The 18,206-nt window shown below is 33.3% G+C and carries 19 protein-coding genes, 1 tRNA gene, 1 other RNA gene and 2 other annotated features; of the genes, 20 read left to right on the top strand and 1 reads right to left on the bottom strand.

Annotated elements, in window-relative coordinates:
• Positions 1-20: 20 nt before the first annotated feature.
• From smpB to TTHE_RS06025, 3 genes are all read left to right on the top strand, one after another.
• Positions 21-488, top strand: a complete 468-nt coding sequence (gene smpB, locus TTHE_RS06020) for an SsrA-binding protein SmpB (RefSeq protein ID WP_013297697.1) — start codon at positions 21-23, stop codon at positions 486-488.
• Positions 489-492: 4 nt separating this feature from the next.
• Positions 493-846: a transfer-messenger RNA gene (gene ssrA, locus TTHE_RS13950) on the top strand.
• 20 nt (positions 847-866) lie between these two features.
• Positions 867-939: transfer RNA gene (locus TTHE_RS06025), tRNA-Ala, on the top strand.
• Between the two features lie 129 nt (positions 940-1,068).
• Here the strand turns inward: TTHE_RS06025 and TTHE_RS06030 are convergent.
• The gene (locus tag TTHE_RS06030) at positions 1,069-3,171 is read right to left on the bottom strand and encodes a glutamine synthetase III family protein (protein WP_013297698.1); all 2,103 of its coding nucleotides are present in this window, start codon (positions 3,169-3,171) and stop codon (positions 1,069-1,071) included.
• Between the two features lie 375 nt (positions 3,172-3,546).
• On the opposite strand from TTHE_RS06030, the gene tnpA reads away from it, so the two are divergent.
• The 17 genes from tnpA to trpC all read left to right on the top strand — a co-directional run bounded on the left by tnpA (position 3,547) and on the right by trpC (position 18,205).
• Positions 3,547-3,951 carry an IS200/IS605 family transposase gene (gene tnpA, locus TTHE_RS06035; RefSeq protein WP_013297699.1) on the top strand — a complete coding sequence of 135 codons (405 nt, stop codon included), beginning with the start codon at positions 3,547-3,549 and terminating at the stop codon, positions 3,949-3,951.
• Positions 3,948-5,045 (top strand): RNA-guided endonuclease InsQ/TnpB family protein, encoded by a 1,098-nt coding sequence (locus tag TTHE_RS06040; RefSeq protein ID WP_013297700.1) that lies wholly within the window; start codon positions 3,948-3,950, stop codon positions 5,043-5,045. The genes tnpA and TTHE_RS06040 overlap by 4 nt, the downstream gene beginning before the upstream one ends.
• Positions 5,046-5,229: 184 nt before the next feature.
• On the top strand, positions 5,230-5,514 hold the full coding sequence (locus TTHE_RS06045) for a hypothetical protein (RefSeq protein ID WP_190317088.1): 285 nt from the start codon (positions 5,230-5,232) through the stop codon (positions 5,512-5,514).
• 162 nt (positions 5,515-5,676) lie between these two features.
• Entirely contained in the window at positions 5,677-6,864 is a 1,188-nt protein-coding gene (locus TTHE_RS06050) for a biotin/lipoyl attachment domain-containing protein (RefSeq protein WP_013297701.1), read from the top strand.
• Between the two features lie 11 nt (positions 6,865-6,875).
• Entirely contained in the window at positions 6,876-7,577 is a 702-nt protein-coding gene (locus tag TTHE_RS06055) for a YggS family pyridoxal phosphate-dependent enzyme (RefSeq protein WP_013297702.1), read from the top strand.
• Positions 7,578-7,988, top strand: coding sequence for a cell division protein SepF (locus TTHE_RS06060; RefSeq protein ID WP_013297703.1), 411 nt, complete (start codon positions 7,578-7,580; stop codon positions 7,986-7,988).
• A gap of 16 nt (positions 7,989-8,004) precedes the next feature.
• A complete protein-coding gene (locus TTHE_RS06065; protein ID WP_013297704.1) occupies positions 8,005-8,295 on the top strand; it encodes a YggT family protein in 291 nt (96 codons plus the stop codon).
• A 26-nt stretch (positions 8,296-8,321) separates the two neighbouring features.
• Positions 8,322-9,062 (top strand): YlmH family RNA-binding protein, encoded by a 741-nt coding sequence (locus TTHE_RS06070; protein ID WP_013297705.1) that lies wholly within the window; start codon positions 8,322-8,324, stop codon positions 9,060-9,062.
• Between the two features lie 25 nt (positions 9,063-9,087).
• Positions 9,088-9,576, top strand: a complete 489-nt coding sequence (locus TTHE_RS06075) for a DivIVA domain-containing protein (RefSeq protein WP_013297706.1) — start codon at positions 9,088-9,090, stop codon at positions 9,574-9,576.
• The gene (locus TTHE_RS06080; protein ID WP_041587438.1) at positions 9,566-9,811 is read left to right on the top strand and encodes a TM1266 family iron-only hydrogenase system putative regulator; all 246 of its coding nucleotides are present in this window, start codon (positions 9,566-9,568) and stop codon (positions 9,809-9,811) included. Before TTHE_RS06075 ends, TTHE_RS06080 begins: the two co-directional genes overlap by 11 nt.
• A gap of 44 nt (positions 9,812-9,855) precedes the next feature.
• Positions 9,856-10,064: a binding site (T-box leader), on the top strand.
• A 54-nt stretch (positions 10,065-10,118) separates the two neighbouring features.
• Positions 10,119-12,902 carry an isoleucine--tRNA ligase gene (ileS, locus tag TTHE_RS06085; protein WP_013297708.1) on the top strand — a complete coding sequence of 928 codons (2,784 nt, stop codon included), beginning with the start codon at positions 10,119-10,121 and terminating at the stop codon, positions 12,900-12,902.
• A 50-nt stretch (positions 12,903-12,952) separates the two neighbouring features.
• A complete protein-coding gene (locus tag TTHE_RS06090; protein ID WP_013297709.1) occupies positions 12,953-13,657 on the top strand; it encodes a 5'-methylthioadenosine/adenosylhomocysteine nucleosidase in 705 nt (234 codons plus the stop codon).
• A gap of 2 nt (positions 13,658-13,659) precedes the next feature.
• Positions 13,660-13,953, top strand: a complete 294-nt coding sequence (locus tag TTHE_RS06095; protein WP_013297710.1) for a thiamine-binding protein — start codon at positions 13,660-13,662, stop codon at positions 13,951-13,953.
• 102 nt (positions 13,954-14,055) lie between these two features.
• Positions 14,056-14,364: a binding site (T-box leader), on the top strand.
• A 47-nt stretch (positions 14,365-14,411) separates the two neighbouring features.
• Entirely contained in the window at positions 14,412-15,842 is a 1,431-nt protein-coding gene (gene trpE, locus TTHE_RS06100; RefSeq protein ID WP_013297711.1) for an anthranilate synthase component I, read from the top strand.
• Entirely contained in the window at positions 15,842-16,429 is a 588-nt protein-coding gene (locus tag TTHE_RS06105) for an anthranilate synthase component II (RefSeq protein ID WP_013297712.1), read from the top strand. Before trpE ends, TTHE_RS06105 begins: the two co-directional genes overlap by 1 nt.
• Positions 16,410-17,429: an anthranilate phosphoribosyltransferase gene (trpD, locus tag TTHE_RS06110; protein ID WP_013297713.1), complete on the top strand. Its 1,020-nt coding sequence runs from the start codon at positions 16,410-16,412 to the stop codon at positions 17,427-17,429. Before TTHE_RS06105 ends, trpD begins: the two co-directional genes overlap by 20 nt.
• The gene (gene trpC, locus TTHE_RS06115; protein WP_013297714.1) at positions 17,426-18,205 is read left to right on the top strand and encodes an indole-3-glycerol phosphate synthase TrpC; all 780 of its coding nucleotides are present in this window, start codon (positions 17,426-17,428) and stop codon (positions 18,203-18,205) included. Before trpD ends, trpC begins: the two co-directional genes overlap by 4 nt.
• Position 18,206: the final 1 nt, after the last annotated feature.

Below are 18,206 nucleotides of genomic sequence, written 5' to 3' on the forward strand. Positions count from 1 at the left end.
TGTGAAAAAGGTGTTATCTTATGACAAGCGAAAATATTAAAGTATTAGCACAAAATAAAAAAGCAAGCCACGATTATTTTATTGACGAAGTATATGAAGCGGGCATTGTACTCTTTGGTACTGAAGTTAAATCTGTTCGCATGGGTAAAGTCAATTTGAAGGACAGCTTTGCGCGTATTGAAAACAATGAAGTTTTCTTATACAATATGCATATAAGTCCTTATGAGAAAGGTAATATATTTAACAAGGATCCATTGAGAACAAGGAAATTGCTTTTAAACAGACGAGAAATAAATAAATTGACGGGATATGTTACTCAAAAAGGTTATACATTAGTACCACTAAGAGTTTATTTAAAACATGGACTCGTAAAAATTGAGTTGGCTGTAGCTAGAGGTAAGAAATTATATGATAAGAGAGAAGATATAGCAAAAAGAGATGCCAAGAGAGAAATTGAAAGGCATTTTAAAGAAAAACAGCATATATAAATATGGGGGTGTACTGGTTTCGACGGGGGTAGTCGAGGTAAAAGTAGCGAGTCGAGGTTCCATCTGCTCGTTAAACGGTGGACTTAAAAATAAACGCAAACAACGATAATTTAGCTTACGCTGCTTAATTAATAAGCAGCCGTTCAACCTTTGATTCCCACATCAAAGGATTGGGCGTCGATTTAGTGGGGAACTGATTTATCAAAGCTTTGAGATAAATCGGATTTTATGAAGCTACTGAAGCAGTTATCCTGTCACTGGGAGAACTGCAGAGGGAATGTAAAAACAGTGACTGCACTCGGAGAAGCTTTTACTGTGACACCTTCGGACCGGGGTTCGACTCCCCGCACCTCCACCATACATATAAACTTTTCATCTGGGGACGTAGCTCAGTTGGGAGAGCACCACAATGGCATTGTGGGGGTCGAGAGTTCGAGTCTCTTCGTCTCCACTGAGAAATTTCAAGGATTTCCTTCAAATATAGAAGTATCGAAGTCCTTTTTAATTTTTTATAAAACCAATTAGAATAATAAAAAACTATTGGGATTACCCCAATAGTTTTTTAAGTATATAGAATATTTTACACATAGAATAACATATCTGCATATGTCGGTAGTGGCCAAATATCAGCATCTACTAAGGTTTCTAATTTATCGCCTATTTCTCTCAGTTCACTCATCTTAACGAATACTTCATCTCTATAATATTTTGCAATAGCAAAAGAATCACCTTCTATGTTGCTTGCATTGTTTACTGCATTTTCGAGGATATCAATTCTTTTCTTGAATTCTGCTGCTAATGAGGAAACTTCATTTAACAAGTCTGATTGCGCATCAACCGTAACGTCTAATCCTGTACCTTTTGCTGCGTTTATTGAATCAGCGACTTCTTTTATAAATTTAATGACTGATGGCAATAATTGTCTTTTAGCAATATCAAGCATTGTCAGTGCTTCAATATTTATCGTCTTTGTATAATTTTCAAGCATTATTTCATAGCGAGACTCTAATTCGACTTTGCTTAATACACCGTGTTTCTCCATGACTTTTACATTTTTGTCTTTCAAAAGAGCAGGTATAGCATCAACTGTTGAAGAGATATTTGGAAGACCTCTCTTTTCAGCCTCTTTAACCCATTCTTCTGAGTATCCATTTCCATTAAATATAACGCGTTTATGGTTTGTGACAATCTCTTTCAGTATTTTTTGTACTTCTTCATCAAAGTTAGTAGCATTTTCAAGCCTATCGGCAACTTCTGATAGAACTTCTGCGACAATAGTGTTTAAGATGTAATTTGCAGTTGCTATAGATGATGATGAACCTACCATTCTAAATTCAAACTTATTTCCTGTAAATGCAAATGGAGATGTTCTGTTTCTATCTGTTGAATCTTTATGAAGTGTAGGCAGTGTTGTTACACCTATTTTTAATTCTCCACCTTGTTTAGAGTTTGTAGCACCACCGTTTTCACCTATTTGCTCTAAAATATCTGTTAGCTGATCGCCTAAAAATATTGAAATTATTGCTGGTGGAGCTTCATTTGCACCTAGTCTGTGATCATTTCCAGGTGTTGCACATGATACTCTAAGTAGATCTGCATATTCATCTATTGCTTTAATTACCGAACACAAAAATACTAAAAATTGTGCATTTTCATGTGGTGTTTTGCCAGGATCTAAAAGATTTATACCATCGTCTGTACTCATTGACCAGTTATTATGTTTGCCAGAACCATTTACACCTGCAAATGGTTTTTCGTGCAACAAACATACCAGATCATTTCTCAGAGCGACCTTTTTCATTATATCCATTGTCAATTGATTGTGGTCTGTTGCTATGTTTGTTGTATTAAAAATTGGTGCTAATTCGTGCTGTGCCGGAGCAACTTCGTTATGTTCCGTCTTAGCAGATATTCCGAGCTTCCAAAGCTCTTCATCAAGCTCTTTCATGAATGTGGAAACTCTTTCTCTTATTGTACCAAAATAATGATCTTCCATTTCTTGTCCCTTAGGTGGTTTTGCACCAAATAGCGTTCTCCCAGTTAGGATGAGGTCTTTACGTTTTTCGTATAATTTTTTATCTATCAAGAAATACTCTTGCTCTGGACCAACTGTAGTAATTACTCTTTTTGAAGTTGTATTGCCAAATAATCTTAATACGCGCAAAGCTTCTTTTGACAATGCTTCCATTGAACGCAATAATGGCGTCTTTAAATCCAATGCTTCACCAGTATATGAACAAAATGCTGTTGGTATATAAAGAACGTTATCTCTAACAAATGCAGGAGATGTGCAGTCCCACGCAGTATAACCTCTTGCTTCGAATGTAGCTCTTAATCCGCCTGAAGGGAACGATGATGCGTCAGGCTCACCTTTTATAAGTTCTTTACCTGAAAATTCTGTTATGACTTTGCCATCAGGAGTAGGTGAAATAAACGATTCATGCTTTTCTGCAGTAATTCCTGTTAACGGTTGAAACCAGTGTGTAAAATGCGTTGCTCCTTTTTCAATAGCCCAGTCTTTCATAGCATTAGCGACTACGTCAGCGACTTTGGGATCAAGAGGAAGCCCTTCATCAATTGTTTTTCTTAAAGCATTGTAAGTCTGTTTTGGCAGGCGTTCTCTCATAACAGCGTCATTAAATACATTTTCTCTAAAGATATTTTTTAAAGTTTTTTCTTGCATAAAAATCCCCTTTCACTTAAAATATATAAAATATGGTAAATTTAAGTAAAACAAAACAAGGGTGACATTAATAAACATATTGAAATTAATGAAACACCCTTGTCTCATTTATTAACTATTAAATTTTGTACAAAATAATTAATTAAATATTAACACAAAATTTTTACAAATGCAAGTGTCTTTAAAAACTCATTATACAAATTTTTATTGGATATATTATGAAGATATAATATAATATGCAATAGGGAAACTGATATTTAACGAAGGCTTGAAAGAAGTCTCCCATCCTCTATAGGTGGGAGATGAATTTCTATTGTTTTCCATAACATTATATGCTATAATATTATCAGGAGTAAAAAGTAAAGTGGTGATATAATGCTAATATTAGATAATAATAATCATTCAGTATTCTTATTGTATTATCATCTTATAATGGTTGTAAAATACAGAAGAAAGGTAATAAATGATAACATATCGAATAGATTAAAGGAGATATTTGAGAATATATCACCTAATTATAATATATCACTGCAAGAATGGAATCACGATAAAGACCATGTACACGTACTTTTCAAAGCAGAGCCAAACTCTGAAATATCTAAATTCATTAATGCTTATAAAAGTGCATCTTCCAGACTGATTAAAAAAGAATATCCTCAGATAAAACAAAAACTTTGGAAAGAATATTTTTGGTCAAGAAGTTACTGTCTTCTTACATCAGGTGGTGCACCTATAGAAGTTATAAAACAGTATATAGAAAGCCAAGGTGAGAAAAAATGATGATATGTAAGCATTTTCTCATAGAACCAACAAAAGAGCAAGAAGAAAAACTCTTTTATACATTGTATCTTTGCCGCAAATTATATAATTACTCACTAGACCAAAGAATAAAACATTATAAAGAATATGGCAAAGGACTTACATACGAAGAACAGCAAAATATGCTCCCAAAATACAAAAAAGAGCATCCAGAATACAAGACAGTACAATCGCAGATATTACAGGATGTGTTGAGAAGATTAGATAGAGCATATAAAAACTTCTTTGACAAAAGAGCAAAATATCCTAAATTCAAAGACAGATACCACTACACATCTATAACACTTCCACAATGCGAAGCAAAAAGAAACTTTGGGAAAGAAGGATATGTATACATAAAAAATATAGGGCATATAAAAATCAAAGCACATAGAAATTTTGATCCGACAAAAGTCAAAACAATAAACATAAAATACCATGCAGGAAAGTGGTATATTAACCTGTCAATTGAAGTAGAAGAAGAAAAAGAAAAAACAGTCATAAGAAAAAAAGCAATAGGAATAGACAAAGGAATAAACTCAATAGCTGCAACATCAGATGGAGAATTATACTCAAATCCTAGATGGCTACAAAAATCAGAGAAGAAACTAAAAAAAGCACAGAGACAATTATCAAGAAAAAAGAAAGGAAGCAAAAACAGAGAAAAGCAAAAGAAAAGATTAGCGAAGCTTCATGAAAAAGTAGCAAATCAGAGAAGAGACTATCTCCACAAAATAAGCTATAACATAGTAAAACATAATGACATTATATGCGTTGAAGATTTGCAAGTAAAAAATATGATGAAAAATCATAAACTTGCAAAATCAATAGCAAATGCAGGATGGGGAATGTTAGATGCATTTTTAGAATATAAAGCGGAAAGAGAAGGAAAAATATTCATAAAAGTAAATCCAGCATATACATCGCAAAGATGCTCAGGATGTGGAAGAATAGTAGAAAAAGACTTATCAGTAAGAGTACACAAATGTGAGTGTGGATTAGAGATAGACAGAGATGTAAATGCAGCGATAAATGTGTTGTATGAAGGATTAAGACAATTAGGCATAACAGCCTAAGAGTAATATTTTTGTAGGGAAGGTTCCTCCCGAAATTACGCCTATGGAGATTGTGTAAGACCTGCTGTGAATAACAGTAGGCAACGGTCTATGAAGTAGGAAGCTTCATCCTCTATAGGATGGAGTAGGTTCACAGAATATAACAGTTACGATTAGCTCAGATAATGCGATAGCTATTGGATTAATGCATAGAAATAGTGGAAAAGATTATGAAAGGTTAGAGATACATGGGAATGGGCGAAGCATCGTCGTCGATGATATGGACAATATAAAGATTATGGAGAATAATGGGGTATATATTCGTAGTTTTAAGAGCTGGGACAGCATATCATATAGAAGAGGATTTGTCGGTACAGTAAAGAATTTTTTAAAATCTTTAGATGAGAAAAAAAGCAACAATGATGAACTGATTTGTTCTTTAAAAACGCATCAACTGGTCGATGATATCTTAAGAAGAATAGATTCATAAAAAATAAGATATTAGTGATTAATTAAAATTTATACATGGACCGAAAAGGTCTCTTTTTAAATTTTACTATCGCAGCTTTTAAATATGATAAATTAAGTACAAAAGGTAAAATTAAAAGAAGGAAAAATTGATTTTTTATAGAATATTATCATAGGTGGTTATATGAAAAAAATACTAAATATTTTCATAGTATTGGTTGTTCTACTATACATAGGAAAAGTTTCTATAAATACAATAAGTGGTAAAGATGAGACAGTCCCACTAAAATATGGCAGTTTATCAGAATCCATAATGACATATGGTTACATAGTAATGGATGAGATGACAATAGATTCACCGATTGATGGTAAGTTAAATATGATTGTTAAGGATGGGACAAGAGTCCCAAAAGGGAAAGAAATAGCAGAAGTTGTGTCGCCGTCTTTTGATAAAGAGAAATTAGTTGAACTTAACTCAATCAATGATAAAATACAGTATGTAAAGAATGATAAAAGTTTAAACCCATATGTGAAAGATATAGAAAGTATAAATAGTCAAATAGACGAATTAAATAGGGAATACAAAGAGTCAAAAGATAGTAAAGTTACAAACAATATAAAGAAAAAAATTGAAGATTTGATGAGTAAAAAAGAACAGATTTTGAAAAACGGTCCATCATCAATTCGAAATCTAGACGAGCTTTATATCCAAAAAAAAGAATTGGAAGATAGCATCTCTCAAAATTTATACAAAATTTATTCGCCTGAAGCGGGTGTTGTAAGCAATTTTTTTGATAGTTATGAAGATATATTGAATGTTAACAAATTATTTAACATAAACAACAATGATATCAATTTGGTAAAAAAAGAACCAATAGAACGGACAGGTGCTGTAAAACAAGGTGAACCAATAGTTAAGTTGATAAATAATTATAATTGGTATATATTGGTTGTTTTAGATAATGGGGAAAGTAAAAAGTTAAAAGAAGGAAGAGATGTAAAAATAGACATTATTAATGATAATGTGCAATTATTGGATGGAAATATTTTAAAAATGTATTCAATATCTAATAATTCTCATATAGCTGTTATAAGCATGAAAGATGCTTACAGCGATTTTTATAAAAAACGAAAAGTTAATATTAATTTGATAATAAATGATTATGATGGTTTTATTGTGCCAAATTCATCTATCGTCAATGAAAATGGCAAATATGGGATTTACAAATTAGGTGATAATGATTTACCTGTTTTTAAAGAAATAAGCATTAAAGCACGAAACAATGAAAATGCGATAATAGAAAGCAAAGATGACAGCTTAAAAATGTATGATCAGATTCTAGTAAATGGAAAAGATTATTTAAAGAAATAAGAGGGATATTTATGGATATACGTTTGAATCTTGAAGAAATAAAAAATAACATTGAAGTACATGCACGAAAAGTAAATAGAAACCCAGACGATATTTTAATTATGGCTGTTACAAAAACGGTAGATGTAGAGAGAATACAGGAAGCAATAGACAATGGAATAACAGATATTGGCGAGAATAAGGTCCAAGAGCTAATCGATAAGTATCCTGCTTTAAAGGATAAAGTTCAGTTTCACTTTATAGGTCATCTCCAAACAAATAAAGTAAAGTACATTATTGATAAGGTAAAGATGATACATTCACTTGATAGTATACACCTTGCACAGGAAATTAATAAAAGAGCACATAGTAATAATATTGTAATGGATTGCCTTGTTGAAGTAAACATAGGATCAGAGGAATCTAAATATGGTATTGATCCTTTGAACGTAATGGATTTTATTAAAAGTCTCGAATCTTTCGATAATATTAGAATAAGGGGATTGATGACGGTAGCTCCATTTATGGAGCCAGAGCAGGTAAGACCATATTTTAAAAAGATGAAGGAATTATTTGACTGCGCCAAAAGCATCAATCAAAAAAATGTCGACTTTAAGTATTTATCTATGGGTATGACAAATGATTATACAGTTGCTGTTGAGGAGGGTTCCAATATAGTACGTATAGGTACAGGAATTTTTGGGAAAAGATTATATAATATGGAGGTAAAATAAATGGCTGTTAAAGTAATTGAAAAACTTATGAACTTTTTCGGGTTTGATGAACCGGAAGACGAAGGTGTAGAAGAAAGAGTGGAAAACGAGATACCGTTTGATAAAAAACCTAAGATAGTAAATATACATACTCAGTCTCAGATAAAAGTTATTATTTTAAAGCCAGAGAATTTTGAACAAGCACAAACTATACTAGATAATATAAAAAACAAAAAGCCAATAATTATAGATCTTCAAAACATGGAAAGAAATGATGCTCAAAGACTTATTGATTTTTTGAGTGGTGCAATTTTCGCTTTAAATGGTGAAATCAAGAAAATCGCTAATAGTATATTTTTAATCGTGCCAGATAATTTCGATATAGCAGGTGATATACAAGATGAAGTAGATTCTATGTTTAATCTAAAATAAATAAGGAGGGTATGATTTGACAACAAATTATGCATTGGTGTTAACACTAAATTACTTTTTTGAAATTGTAAATTGGCTCATCTTAATAAGGGTGATACTATCTTTGTTAAGAATGGAAAATATGAGTAATCCTATATCACGATTTGTGATTACAGTCACAGAGCCTATATTGGATCCGTTTAGAAGATTACAATTTAAATCATCGATTGGACGAAGCATGATGATAGATTTTTCACCAATATTAGCGATGTTGGTTATACAGTATATTATAAGGCCAATTATAATTAATATAGTTTCATTAATATGAATTAATAAGTTTTAAAAGGTGAAGATATGGATTACAGTATAGCAAGGCTAGAAGATATAGCAAAATGGGTTCAGAAAAATAAACGAGATAGGTATACCGATTTTTTAAGCTTGAGGGATCAAAAAATACTGCTAAAGTTGATGACACAATTTGACGATATAAATTGTGGGTTTATTGGCGGATTTGATGCAGCCGAAAGAAAGATAGCACATATATATCCCAAATTTAGAAACGCAGTAGATGCATACAAAGCACCGATAAGTGCCATTAGAATAAACGGTGATTTATCGAAATTATCCCATAGAGATGTGTTAGGCTCCATCCTTGGGTTAGGTATAAAAAGAGATAAAGTTGGCGATATAATAAAAAGACAAGAGAGTTGTGATATTGTTGTTCATAATGATATAGCCAGTTATATCTTGATAAATTTACATAAGATAGGCAAAGAGAGGGTTAATGTATACTCAATAAATTTGGATGAAATCATGGAGCCGGAAGTAAAATACGATGATATAAATACAACTGTTGCATCTATAAGATTAGACAGCATTATTGCTTCAGGATTTAAATTATCCAGGACGAAAGCATCTGAATTGATAAAAGCTGGTTTGGCCGAAGTTAATTGGGAAACGAAGTTAGAGCCTTCTTTTGAAATAAAAGAGGGTGATATTGTATCTTTAAGGGGTCGTGGAAGGATTAAATTTGAAGAAATTATTGGTACAACTAAAAAAGGAAGAATTTATATTCATATTTTAAAATACAAATAACAAAAGAATATAAGGAGTGAATTATATGTTAACACCTATGGATATACATAACAAGGAATTTAAGCGGTCATTCAGGGGATATAATGAAAATGAAGTCGATGAATTTTTAGATAAAGTGATGGAAGATTATGAGCTACTGTATAAGGAGAATTCGGATCTGAAAGATAGGGTTAACATCTTAAACGATAAGTTGCAAAATTATACAGATATAGAAAAGACGCTAAATAATACTTTAGTCGTTGCACAAAAATCTGCAGAAGATTTAAAACAAAATGCAAAAAAAGAAGCTGACTTAATTATACAGCAGGCACATCAGGAAGCAGAAAAGATTATGCAAAAAGCAAATCAAGAAGTTGTGAGAATAAGGACGGAACTTGAAAATCAGAAAAGAAAGCTTAATATTTTTAAGGCTAAATTTAAGGCTCTTCTTGAAGGAGAACTAGAGGCTGTATTATCGATTGATGATAGAGAATTTTTTGACGAGGAGCAGGATGAGAAAAACGATGAGGAATAGGCTTGCTGTAATCGGTATATTAGTTCTAAATAGAGAATTAACATCTGAGAAAGTAAATCGTATTTTAAGCGAGTATGCTCATATAATTGTTGGAAGAATGGGTATTCCGTATAAAGAAAGAAATGTGTCAATAATATCTATTATTGTTGACGGAACGACAGATGATATTGGAGCTTTAACTGGGAAGCTTGGAAGCATTGAAGGTGTCAAAGTGAAATCAGCTATTACTATTTAATATGTTGACGTACTTTTCTAATTATTGTATAATTATTTAAAATGTGAAAAGCGATGATGAGGACAATTTATGCAAATTAAACTTTTAAGAGAGTTGGCGGTTGGTGTAAGCCAATAAGTTTATTTGACATATATCACCTCGAAGCTGCTGGCTGAAATTTTAGTAAGCTAAGCCGGGATATACCCGTTATTCGATGAGTGATTAAGGCTTGACCTTAATAATTAGGGTGGTACCGCGACTTCTCGTCCCTGTGGGTGAGAGGTTTTTGTTTTTTAATGTTTTTTATTTAATTATAGGAGGTATACTGATGGATTATAACAAAACATTAAATTTGCCTAAGACAGATTTTCCAATGAAGGCAAATCTGCCTACAAGAGAGCCGGAGATATTAAAAAAATGGGATGATATGGATATATATCATAAATCATTAAATAAAAATAAGGGGAAGGAAAAATTTATTCTTCATGATGGACCGCCATATGCCAATGGGGATATACATCTTGGTACAGCCATGAATAAAGTTTTAAAAGATATGATTGTAAAATATAAAACAATGAGAGGCTTTGATGCACCATATGTGCCAGGTTGGGATACCCACGGTTTGCCAATTGAACAGCAGGCAATAAAAACACTGGGCATAAAAAGAAATGAAGTAGGTCCTGTTGAGTTTAGAAAGGTCTGTCGCGATTTTGCCTTTTCACAAATTGAAAAGCAAAAGTCGCAGTTTATAAGGTTAGGAGTCAGAGGTGACTGGCAAAACCCTTATTTGACATTAAAACCAGAATATGAAGCAAAGCAGATAGAAGTATTTGGTGAAATGGCTAAAAAAGGGTACATCTACAAGGGATTAAAACCTGTGTATTGGTGTACTGACTGCGAAACAGCTTTAGCAGAAGCTGAAATAGAATACTCAGATGAGACCTCAGATTCAATCTATGTTAAATTTAGAGTAATTGATGATATTGGAAAGTTCAAAGGAATTGTTGATGACCTAAATAATTTGTATTTTGTAATCTGGACTACGACAACTTGGACTATACCTGCCAACCTTGCTATATGTTTAAATCCGGAATTTGATTATGCGCTAGCTAAATATGGAAAAGAAATCTACATTATGGCGAAAGACATGCTTGATGATATAGAAAGGGAAACAGGCCTTGAGAATCGTGAGATAATTGCGACATTTAAAGGCAAAGATTTAGAAGGGATGAGAGCTAAACATCCTTTATTTGACAGAAGTTCGCTTATTATATTAGGTGATCATGTGACATTAGAAGCTGGTACAGGATGTGTTCATACTGCACCAGGCCATGGTGAAGAAGACTTTATAGTCGGACAGAAATATGGACTTGAAGTTTTGAATCCTGTTGATGATAAAGGGTGTTTTACGGAAAAAGCCGGGAAATACAAAGGATTATTCTATGCTGATGCCAATAAAGTCATAAAAGAGGATTTGGAAAAAGTCAATGCTTTATTAGCGTCAAAAACACTAACTCACTCGTATCCACATTGCTGGAGATGCAAAAATCCTGTTATATTCCGTGCTACAGAGCAATGGTTTGCTTCTGTTGATGGGTTTAGAGATGAAGCTTTAAATGCAATAAGAAAAGTAAACTGGATTCCTGAATGGGGCGAAGACAGGATTACAAATATGGTTAGAGATAGACATGACTGGTGCATCTCGAGGCAGAGGATATGGGGTGTTCCGATTCCAATTTTCTATTGTAAACATTGTGGAAAAGAATTGATTAATGATGATACAATAAATGCAGTTAAAAAATTGTTTAGTGAAAAAGGCTCTGATGCTTGGTATGAGTATACAGCAGAAGAAATATTGCCGAAGGGTACAAAATGTGAATGTGGCTCTACAGAGTTTAGAAAAGAAACAGATATAATGGATGTTTGGTTTGATTCTGGTTCAAGCCATGTGGCAGTTTTAGAAACTACTGAAGGTCTTAGGTGGCCTGCAGATTTATACCTTGAGGGTTCTGACCAGCATAGAGGATGGTTCCAGTCATCGCTTCTGACATCTGTTGCCACAAGAGGAATGGCACCATATAAAAACGTGTTGACACATGGATTTGTCGTAGACGGTGAAGGACGCAAGATGTCAAAATCTCTTGGAAACGGTATAGATCCTGCTGATGTAGTAAAAGAGTACGGAGCAGATATATTAAGACTGTGGACCGTTTCTGCTGATTTTACTTCTGACATGAGAATATCAAAAGAAATTTTAAAGCAGATGACGGAATCATACAGGAAGATAAGGAATACGGCTAAGTTCCTTTTAAGCAATTTGTACGATTTTGATGCTGATAAAGACGCTTTGCCGTACGAAGAGCTTCTTGATATAGACAAATGGGCCCTTTACAAGTTCAATGAGCTTATTAAGGATGTAACGTCGTCTTTTGATAGATATGAATTTTACGATTTTTTGCATCTTGTTCACACGTTCTGCATTGTAGATATGAGCAACTTGTATCTTGACATACTAAAGGACAGGCTCTACACTTTCCCTGCTGCATCTAAAGAAAGGCGAGCAGCTCAGACGACGTTATATACAATATTAGACGGTTTTGTACGAATCATAGCACCAGTATTGACATTTACAGCAGACGAGATATGGAGCTATATGAAGCATGAAGCAAATAATAATTACGAAAGCGTTCAATTAGCTGATTGGCCGCAGCCTAATGATGCATATGATAATAAAGAAATAGTCGAAAAGTGGAACAAATTATTTGACATAAGAAAAGATGTTTCAAAAGCTTTAGAGATATCACGTGCCAATAAAGAAATAGGTCACTCATTAGAAGCACAGGTTGATATATACGCATCAAACGATTTGTACGAATTTTTGAAGCAGTTTGAAGAAGATCTTAATACGGTATTTATCGTATCGAATACGGTTCTTCATAATGAGGATGACAATATACCTGATAATTCATATAGAAGTGAAGATTATAATCTAACAATTAAAATTAGCCATGCGCCAGGTGAAAAATGTGAAAGATGCTGGATGTACAGTGAAACAGTAGGAACAGATAAAGAACATCCAACGATTTGTGCAAGGTGTGCTTCACATATTTAAAAGGGAGATATCTCCCTTTTTTAATTAAAATACGAAAGGAGAATTTGTAAGTGAATAAGATAGGGCTTATCGGTGCTATGGAAGAAGAGATTGATATACTTAAACATTTTATCAGCAATGTAGAGATTATAAATCGCGCAGACATGGTCTTTTATAAAGGAATTCTGAATGGATTAGATACAGTATTAGTCAGATCAGGTATAGGAAAGGTAAATGCAGCTATAGCAGCGCAAATATTGATATCTGAATTTAATGTTGACTATATAATAAATACTGGTGTTGCTGGGGGAATAAAAAGCGGCATAAACGTAGGGGACATAGTCATATCATCTGATGCGATAGAGCATGATTTTGACACGACAGCATTTGGTGATGAATTAGGAGTTATACCGCGGATGAAGACTAGTGTATTTAAAGCAGACAAATATCTGATTGATATAGCGCTTAAAGCAGCTAATGACAATATAGATGGAAAAGCTTATGTTGGAAGAATTGTATCCGGCGATAGATTTGTGTCATCGAAAGAGGAAGCGAGAAGGCTAGGACAGCAATTTAATGCATATGCGGTTGAGATGGAAGGTGCTGCAATTGCCCATACTGCGTATCTTAACAATATACCATTTGTTATAATAAGAAGCATTTCAGATAATGCGGATGGGAATGCTACAAGCGATTTTAATCTATTTGTTAAAAAGGCTTCTATAGTATCCAGCAATTTAGTAAAAGAAATGATAAACATGATTAAGGAGATATGAAGATGAATGTAGTAAACATAAGTTTACAAGTATTACCGGTTGTTGAAGAAGAAATGATTTATCCTGTTGTAGATAAAGTAATTGAATACATAAAATCGACAGGTGTTAAGTATTTTGTAAGCCCTATGGAGACTACTATGGAAGGTGACATTGACATTCTTTTAGATATTGTAAAGAAAGCGCAAGACATATGTGTAAAGGAAGGCGCAAAAAGAGTTATCTCTATTGTAAAAATAGATTATAAGCCAGATGGAGTAACAATAGATGAGAAGATGAATAAATATATATCACAGTAATATGTATTATGTTGAGTAATTTATATTTAAATTTTTTTGAGACAAGATAAAACTTATTGACATACAATTCATCACGTTATATAATTAAATTAATTTAAGTTGATAAAGTCGATGAACAGGAATAGTAAATATCGCTTTAAGTCAAAGCGAGCCTGGGATGGTGAGAGCCAGGTACTGATGGCGTTATTGAATGGGCCTGTGAGATGGTGTGTGAACTTGAAAGTAGCATTACCCGGTAGTCTACCGTTAAAATGACAGGGTATCGAGAAATCTGTACCTGAAAGAGATATTTTGTACTTAGGTGGCATAACGAAATTTAAGCATTTCGTCCTTAGTGGATGAGATGCTTTTTTTAAACCACATAAGTATGAAATAAGTTGGGTGGCACCGCGGAGTCACTTCGTCCCATTGGATGGAGTGACTTTTTTATTACCAAATTTTATTGAGGAGGTGGGTATATGTTGAATTTAAGCAGAGAAAAATTTGCTGAGCTAAAGGATAAAAAAGTCGTTTTCCCAATTTATGTTGAGATAAATGGCGATGAATTGACACCTGTCAGTATTTTTTACAATTTAAAAGGAAAAAACAAATTTTTGCTTGAAAGTGCAGAGAGTGGAAAAGAATGGGGAAGATACTCATTTATTGGTTCAGATCCATATTTAAAGATAAAAAGTTATGGCAACTTAATCGAAATTGAAAAAGAGCAGCGTACAATTAAACAACATGGGAAGGTCCTTGACTATATAAAAGAAAATATCGAACAAGATTATGACAGAAACAGCCTTAAGCTGCCGTTTACAGGCGGTGCACTTGGTTATGCAGGGTATGATATTATAAGACAATATGAGAGTTTGCCTAGTAAAAATATTGACGAAATAGGAATACCAGATGCGTATTTTATGTTTTATAAAGAATTCATTTGCTATGATCACTTTAAACATACGGTATCTGTGATATACAATGTATTTTCAGATGACGATGAAACTTATGATTCAATAGAAAAAAAGCTTAATGTTATGATTGAAAATATAAAAAACAATGTAAAAATTCATGAACTTCCTCCTAAATCTGATGCAGTTAGTGTGGAATCTAATTTTACCTTGGAGGAATTCTGCGATATTGTTGAGAAGGCGAAGGAATATATAAGGAATGGTGATATATTTCAGGTTGTTCCATCTCAAAGATTGAAGATTAAAACCAAATCGAATCCTTTTGATATATATAGACGATTAAGATCTACAAATCCGTCACCATATATGTTCTATATAGACTTTGAAGATTTTCAATTAATTGGTTCTTCACCGGAGAGCCTTGTGTCAGTGTTTGGCGATAAAGTCACTACAAATCCAATTGCTGGTACAAGAAGAAGAGGGAAATGTGAGGAAGAGGATTTAAAGTTAAAGGAAGAACTTTTAAATGATGAGAAGGAAAGAGCAGAACACGTTATGCTGGTGGATCTTGGGAGAAATGACATAGGTAAAGTGAGTGAATTTGGCAGTGTAAAACTGGATAGATTTATGGAGGTAGACTTTTATTCCCACGTAATGCATATTGTATCAAAAGTTTCAGGTATTTTAAAAAAAGGCCTTACGGCATTTGATGCACTTATTGCATGTTTGCCGGCAGGTACAGTTTCTGGAGCGCCTAAAATAAGGGCGATGGAAATAATCGATGAGCTTGAGAATGTAAGCAGATCGTTTTATGCTGGATCAGTTGGATATTTTTCATTTAATGGTAATATGGACATGTGCATAGCTATAAGGACACTGCTTTTAAAGAATGGTATGGCTTTTATTCAAGCAGGATGCGGCATTGTATATGATTCAAACCCTGAATCAGAATATTATGAAACTTTAAATAAAGCTATGGCACTGAAGGAGGTGCTATAATGCTACTGTTAATTGATAACTACGATTCATTTACCTACAACCTTTACCAATTTATAGGAGAAATTTATCCCGATATTAAAGTTTTGCGAAATGATCAAATAGAAGTATCTGACATAATTTTAATGAAACCTGATGGTATTGTTTTGTCGCCTGGGCCTGGAAGGCCAGAAAATGCTGGAATTTGCATTGATGTGATTGAAAAATTTGGCATTAAGATACCGATATTGGGAATTTGCCTTGGACATCAAGCGATAGGTTATGCTTATGGAGCTAAAATAATCAAATCAAATATCATCAAGCATGGAAAAACATCTATTGTAACTCACAATAGGCAAGGATTATTTAATGGCATAAAAAACCCTATTAAAGCCATGAGGTATCACTCGCTTATAATTGATAAGGATTCATTAACGGATGAGCTTGAAATAACTGCTGAGGCTGAAGACGGGACGATAATGGGAATTAAGCACAAGAAATTTCCAGTTTATGGACTGCAATTTCACCCTGAATCGATATTAACAGAAGAAGGCAAATCAATATTAAAAAATTATGTGGAGGGGATTTGCAATGTTAAAGGAAGCTATTGAAAAAATCATAATGAGGGAAAATCTAACAGAACTAGAAGCAAAAAGTGCTATGGATTCAATTATGAAAGGTGAATCTAGCTCAGCTCTCATAGGAGGTTATCTAATTGGTCTTAGAATGAAAGGTGAAACAATTGATGAAATAACAGGATCTGCTAAATCCATGATAGGAAATGCGGTAAGGTTAAAGCTTGATTCTCCTTACGTTATTGATACTTGTGGCACTGGTGGTGATGGTGGAAGGACATTTAATATATCTACAGCGGTTGCAATAATTACTTCATCTGCAGGTGTAAAAATAGCAAAACATGGCAATAGAGCAGTATCCAGCAAAAGCGGAAGTGCTGATGTATTAAGTGAACTTGGAGTGAAAATTGATTTGGAACCGGATATTACAAAGAAGTTTATTGATGATGTAGGTTTTGGATTCCTTTATGCTCCTAAATACCATTCAGCAATGAAGAATGTTGCACAAATAAGGAGAGAGCTTGGTTTAAGAACGGTATTTAATATATTAGGGCCGTTGACAAATCCTGCTTCTGTTAAAGGGCAAGTCCTTGGAGTTTATGACAAGAAGTTGACACATGTACTTGCAGAAGTTTTATTAAAATTAGGATGTGAAAGAGCATTAGTTGTTTATGGAAATGACGGGCTTGATGAAATAACTACGACGACTACTACAACTGTTTCTGAGGTAAAAAACGGTACAGTTATAGACTATACGATAGATCCGCATGACTATGGTATCAACTTGTCTAGAGATACTGATATAAACGGTGGCGATTCTAAAGAAAATGCAAAAATCATTTTAGATATTTTAGAAGGGCAAAAAGGACCTAAGAGAGATATTGTAGTATTAAATAGTGCAGCAGCGCTTTATGTCGGCAAAGCTGTTGACAATATAAAAGAAGGAGTAATGTTGGCAGAGCATTTGATTGACTCAGGTGCTGCATTAGGTAAATTAAATGAAATATTAAGCTATCAGAAGGTGTATTTACAATGATACTAGACGACATTGTTTCAAAGAAAAAATCTCAATTGGAGTTAGAAAAGCTACAGAAGCCATTAGAAGAGATATTAGACAAAATTGACGATGTGAATTTAAGGAATTTTAAGGAAGCTTTATGTAAAGATCGCATATCTATTATAGGGGAAATAAAAAATGCTTCCCCCTCCAAGGGAATAATCATAAAAAAATTTGATCATAAGAAAATTGCAGAATTATACGAGGAAGCCGGTGTCGATGCAATTTCAGTTCTTACAGAAAAAAACTATTTCAAGGGTGATAATAGATTTATAAATGACGTAAAAAATATTACATCAAAACCGATACTCAGAAAAGATTTTATATTTGATGAGTATCAGATATACGAAAGTAAGCTTATAGGCGCAGATGCTGTTTTGTTGATAGTAGCTATCCTAGGTAGTAACCTCAGTAGATTTTACAATATAGCTAAAGAACTTGGGCTAGATGCTATTGTCGAAGTCCATGATGAATATGAGCTTGATATCGCATTAAAGGCAGATGTTGAAATTTTAGGCATAAACAATAGAGATTTAAAGGATTTTCATGTTGATTTAAGCACAACTGAAAGGCTAATTAAATATATCCCGAATGATATTGTGTTGGTATCGGAAAGTGGTATTAAATCTTCAGAAGATGTGAAGTATCTGAAATCATTAGGAGTAAATGCTGTTTTAATTGGTGAGACTTTTATGAACATGATTGACAAAAATAAAGAAATTAAAGATTTTATAATGAGTTCAAAGGGTGTTTAAT

This window comes from Thermoanaerobacterium thermosaccharolyticum DSM 571, from assembly GCF_000145615.1.
In the GTDB taxonomy this organism is placed as follows: domain Bacteria; phylum Bacillota; class Thermoanaerobacteria; order Thermoanaerobacterales; family Thermoanaerobacteraceae; genus Thermoanaerobacterium; species Thermoanaerobacterium thermosaccharolyticum.

Excerpts from the sequence above, each read along its gene's own strand:
- TTHE_RS06095 (WP_013297710.1), top strand. The coding sequence starts at position 13,660 with ATGAATGTAGTAAACATAAGTTTACAAGTATTACCGGTTGTTGAAGAA.
- trpC (WP_013297714.1), top strand. The coding sequence starts at position 17,426 with ATGATACTAGACGACATTGTTTCAAAGAAAAAATCTCAATTGGAGTTA.
- tnpA (WP_013297699.1), top strand. The coding sequence starts at position 3,547 with ATGCTAATATTAGATAATAATAATCATTCAGTATTCTTATTGTATTAT.
- TTHE_RS06045 (WP_190317088.1), top strand. The coding sequence starts at position 5,230 with ATGCATAGAAATAGTGGAAAAGATTATGAAAGGTTAGAGATACATGGG.
- smpB (WP_013297697.1), top strand. The coding sequence starts at position 21 with ATGACAAGCGAAAATATTAAAGTATTAGCACAAAATAAAAAAGCAAGC.
- TTHE_RS06055 (WP_013297702.1), top strand. The coding sequence starts at position 6,876 with ATGGATATACGTTTGAATCTTGAAGAAATAAAAAATAACATTGAAGTA.
- TTHE_RS06030 (WP_013297698.1), bottom strand. The coding sequence starts at position 3,171 with ATGCAAGAAAAAACTTTAAAAAATATCTTTAGAGAAAATGTATTTAAT.
- TTHE_RS06060 (WP_013297703.1), top strand. The coding sequence starts at position 7,578 with ATGGCTGTTAAAGTAATTGAAAAACTTATGAACTTTTTCGGGTTTGAT.
- TTHE_RS06070 (WP_013297705.1), top strand. The coding sequence starts at position 8,322 with ATGGATTACAGTATAGCAAGGCTAGAAGATATAGCAAAATGGGTTCAG.
- TTHE_RS06080 (WP_041587438.1), top strand. The coding sequence starts at position 9,566 with ATGAGGAATAGGCTTGCTGTAATCGGTATATTAGTTCTAAATAGAGAA.
- TTHE_RS06105 (WP_013297712.1), top strand. The coding sequence starts at position 15,842 with ATGCTACTGTTAATTGATAACTACGATTCATTTACCTACAACCTTTAC.
- TTHE_RS06050 (WP_013297701.1), top strand. The coding sequence starts at position 5,677 with ATGAAAAAAATACTAAATATTTTCATAGTATTGGTTGTTCTACTATAC.
- trpD (WP_013297713.1), top strand. The coding sequence starts at position 16,410 with ATGTTAAAGGAAGCTATTGAAAAAATCATAATGAGGGAAAATCTAACA.
- TTHE_RS06040 (WP_013297700.1), top strand. The coding sequence starts at position 3,948 with ATGATGATATGTAAGCATTTTCTCATAGAACCAACAAAAGAGCAAGAA.
- trpE (WP_013297711.1), top strand. The coding sequence starts at position 14,412 with ATGTTGAATTTAAGCAGAGAAAAATTTGCTGAGCTAAAGGATAAAAAA.
- TTHE_RS06075 (WP_013297706.1), top strand. The coding sequence starts at position 9,088 with ATGTTAACACCTATGGATATACATAACAAGGAATTTAAGCGGTCATTC.
- ileS (WP_013297708.1), top strand. The coding sequence starts at position 10,119 with ATGGATTATAACAAAACATTAAATTTGCCTAAGACAGATTTTCCAATG.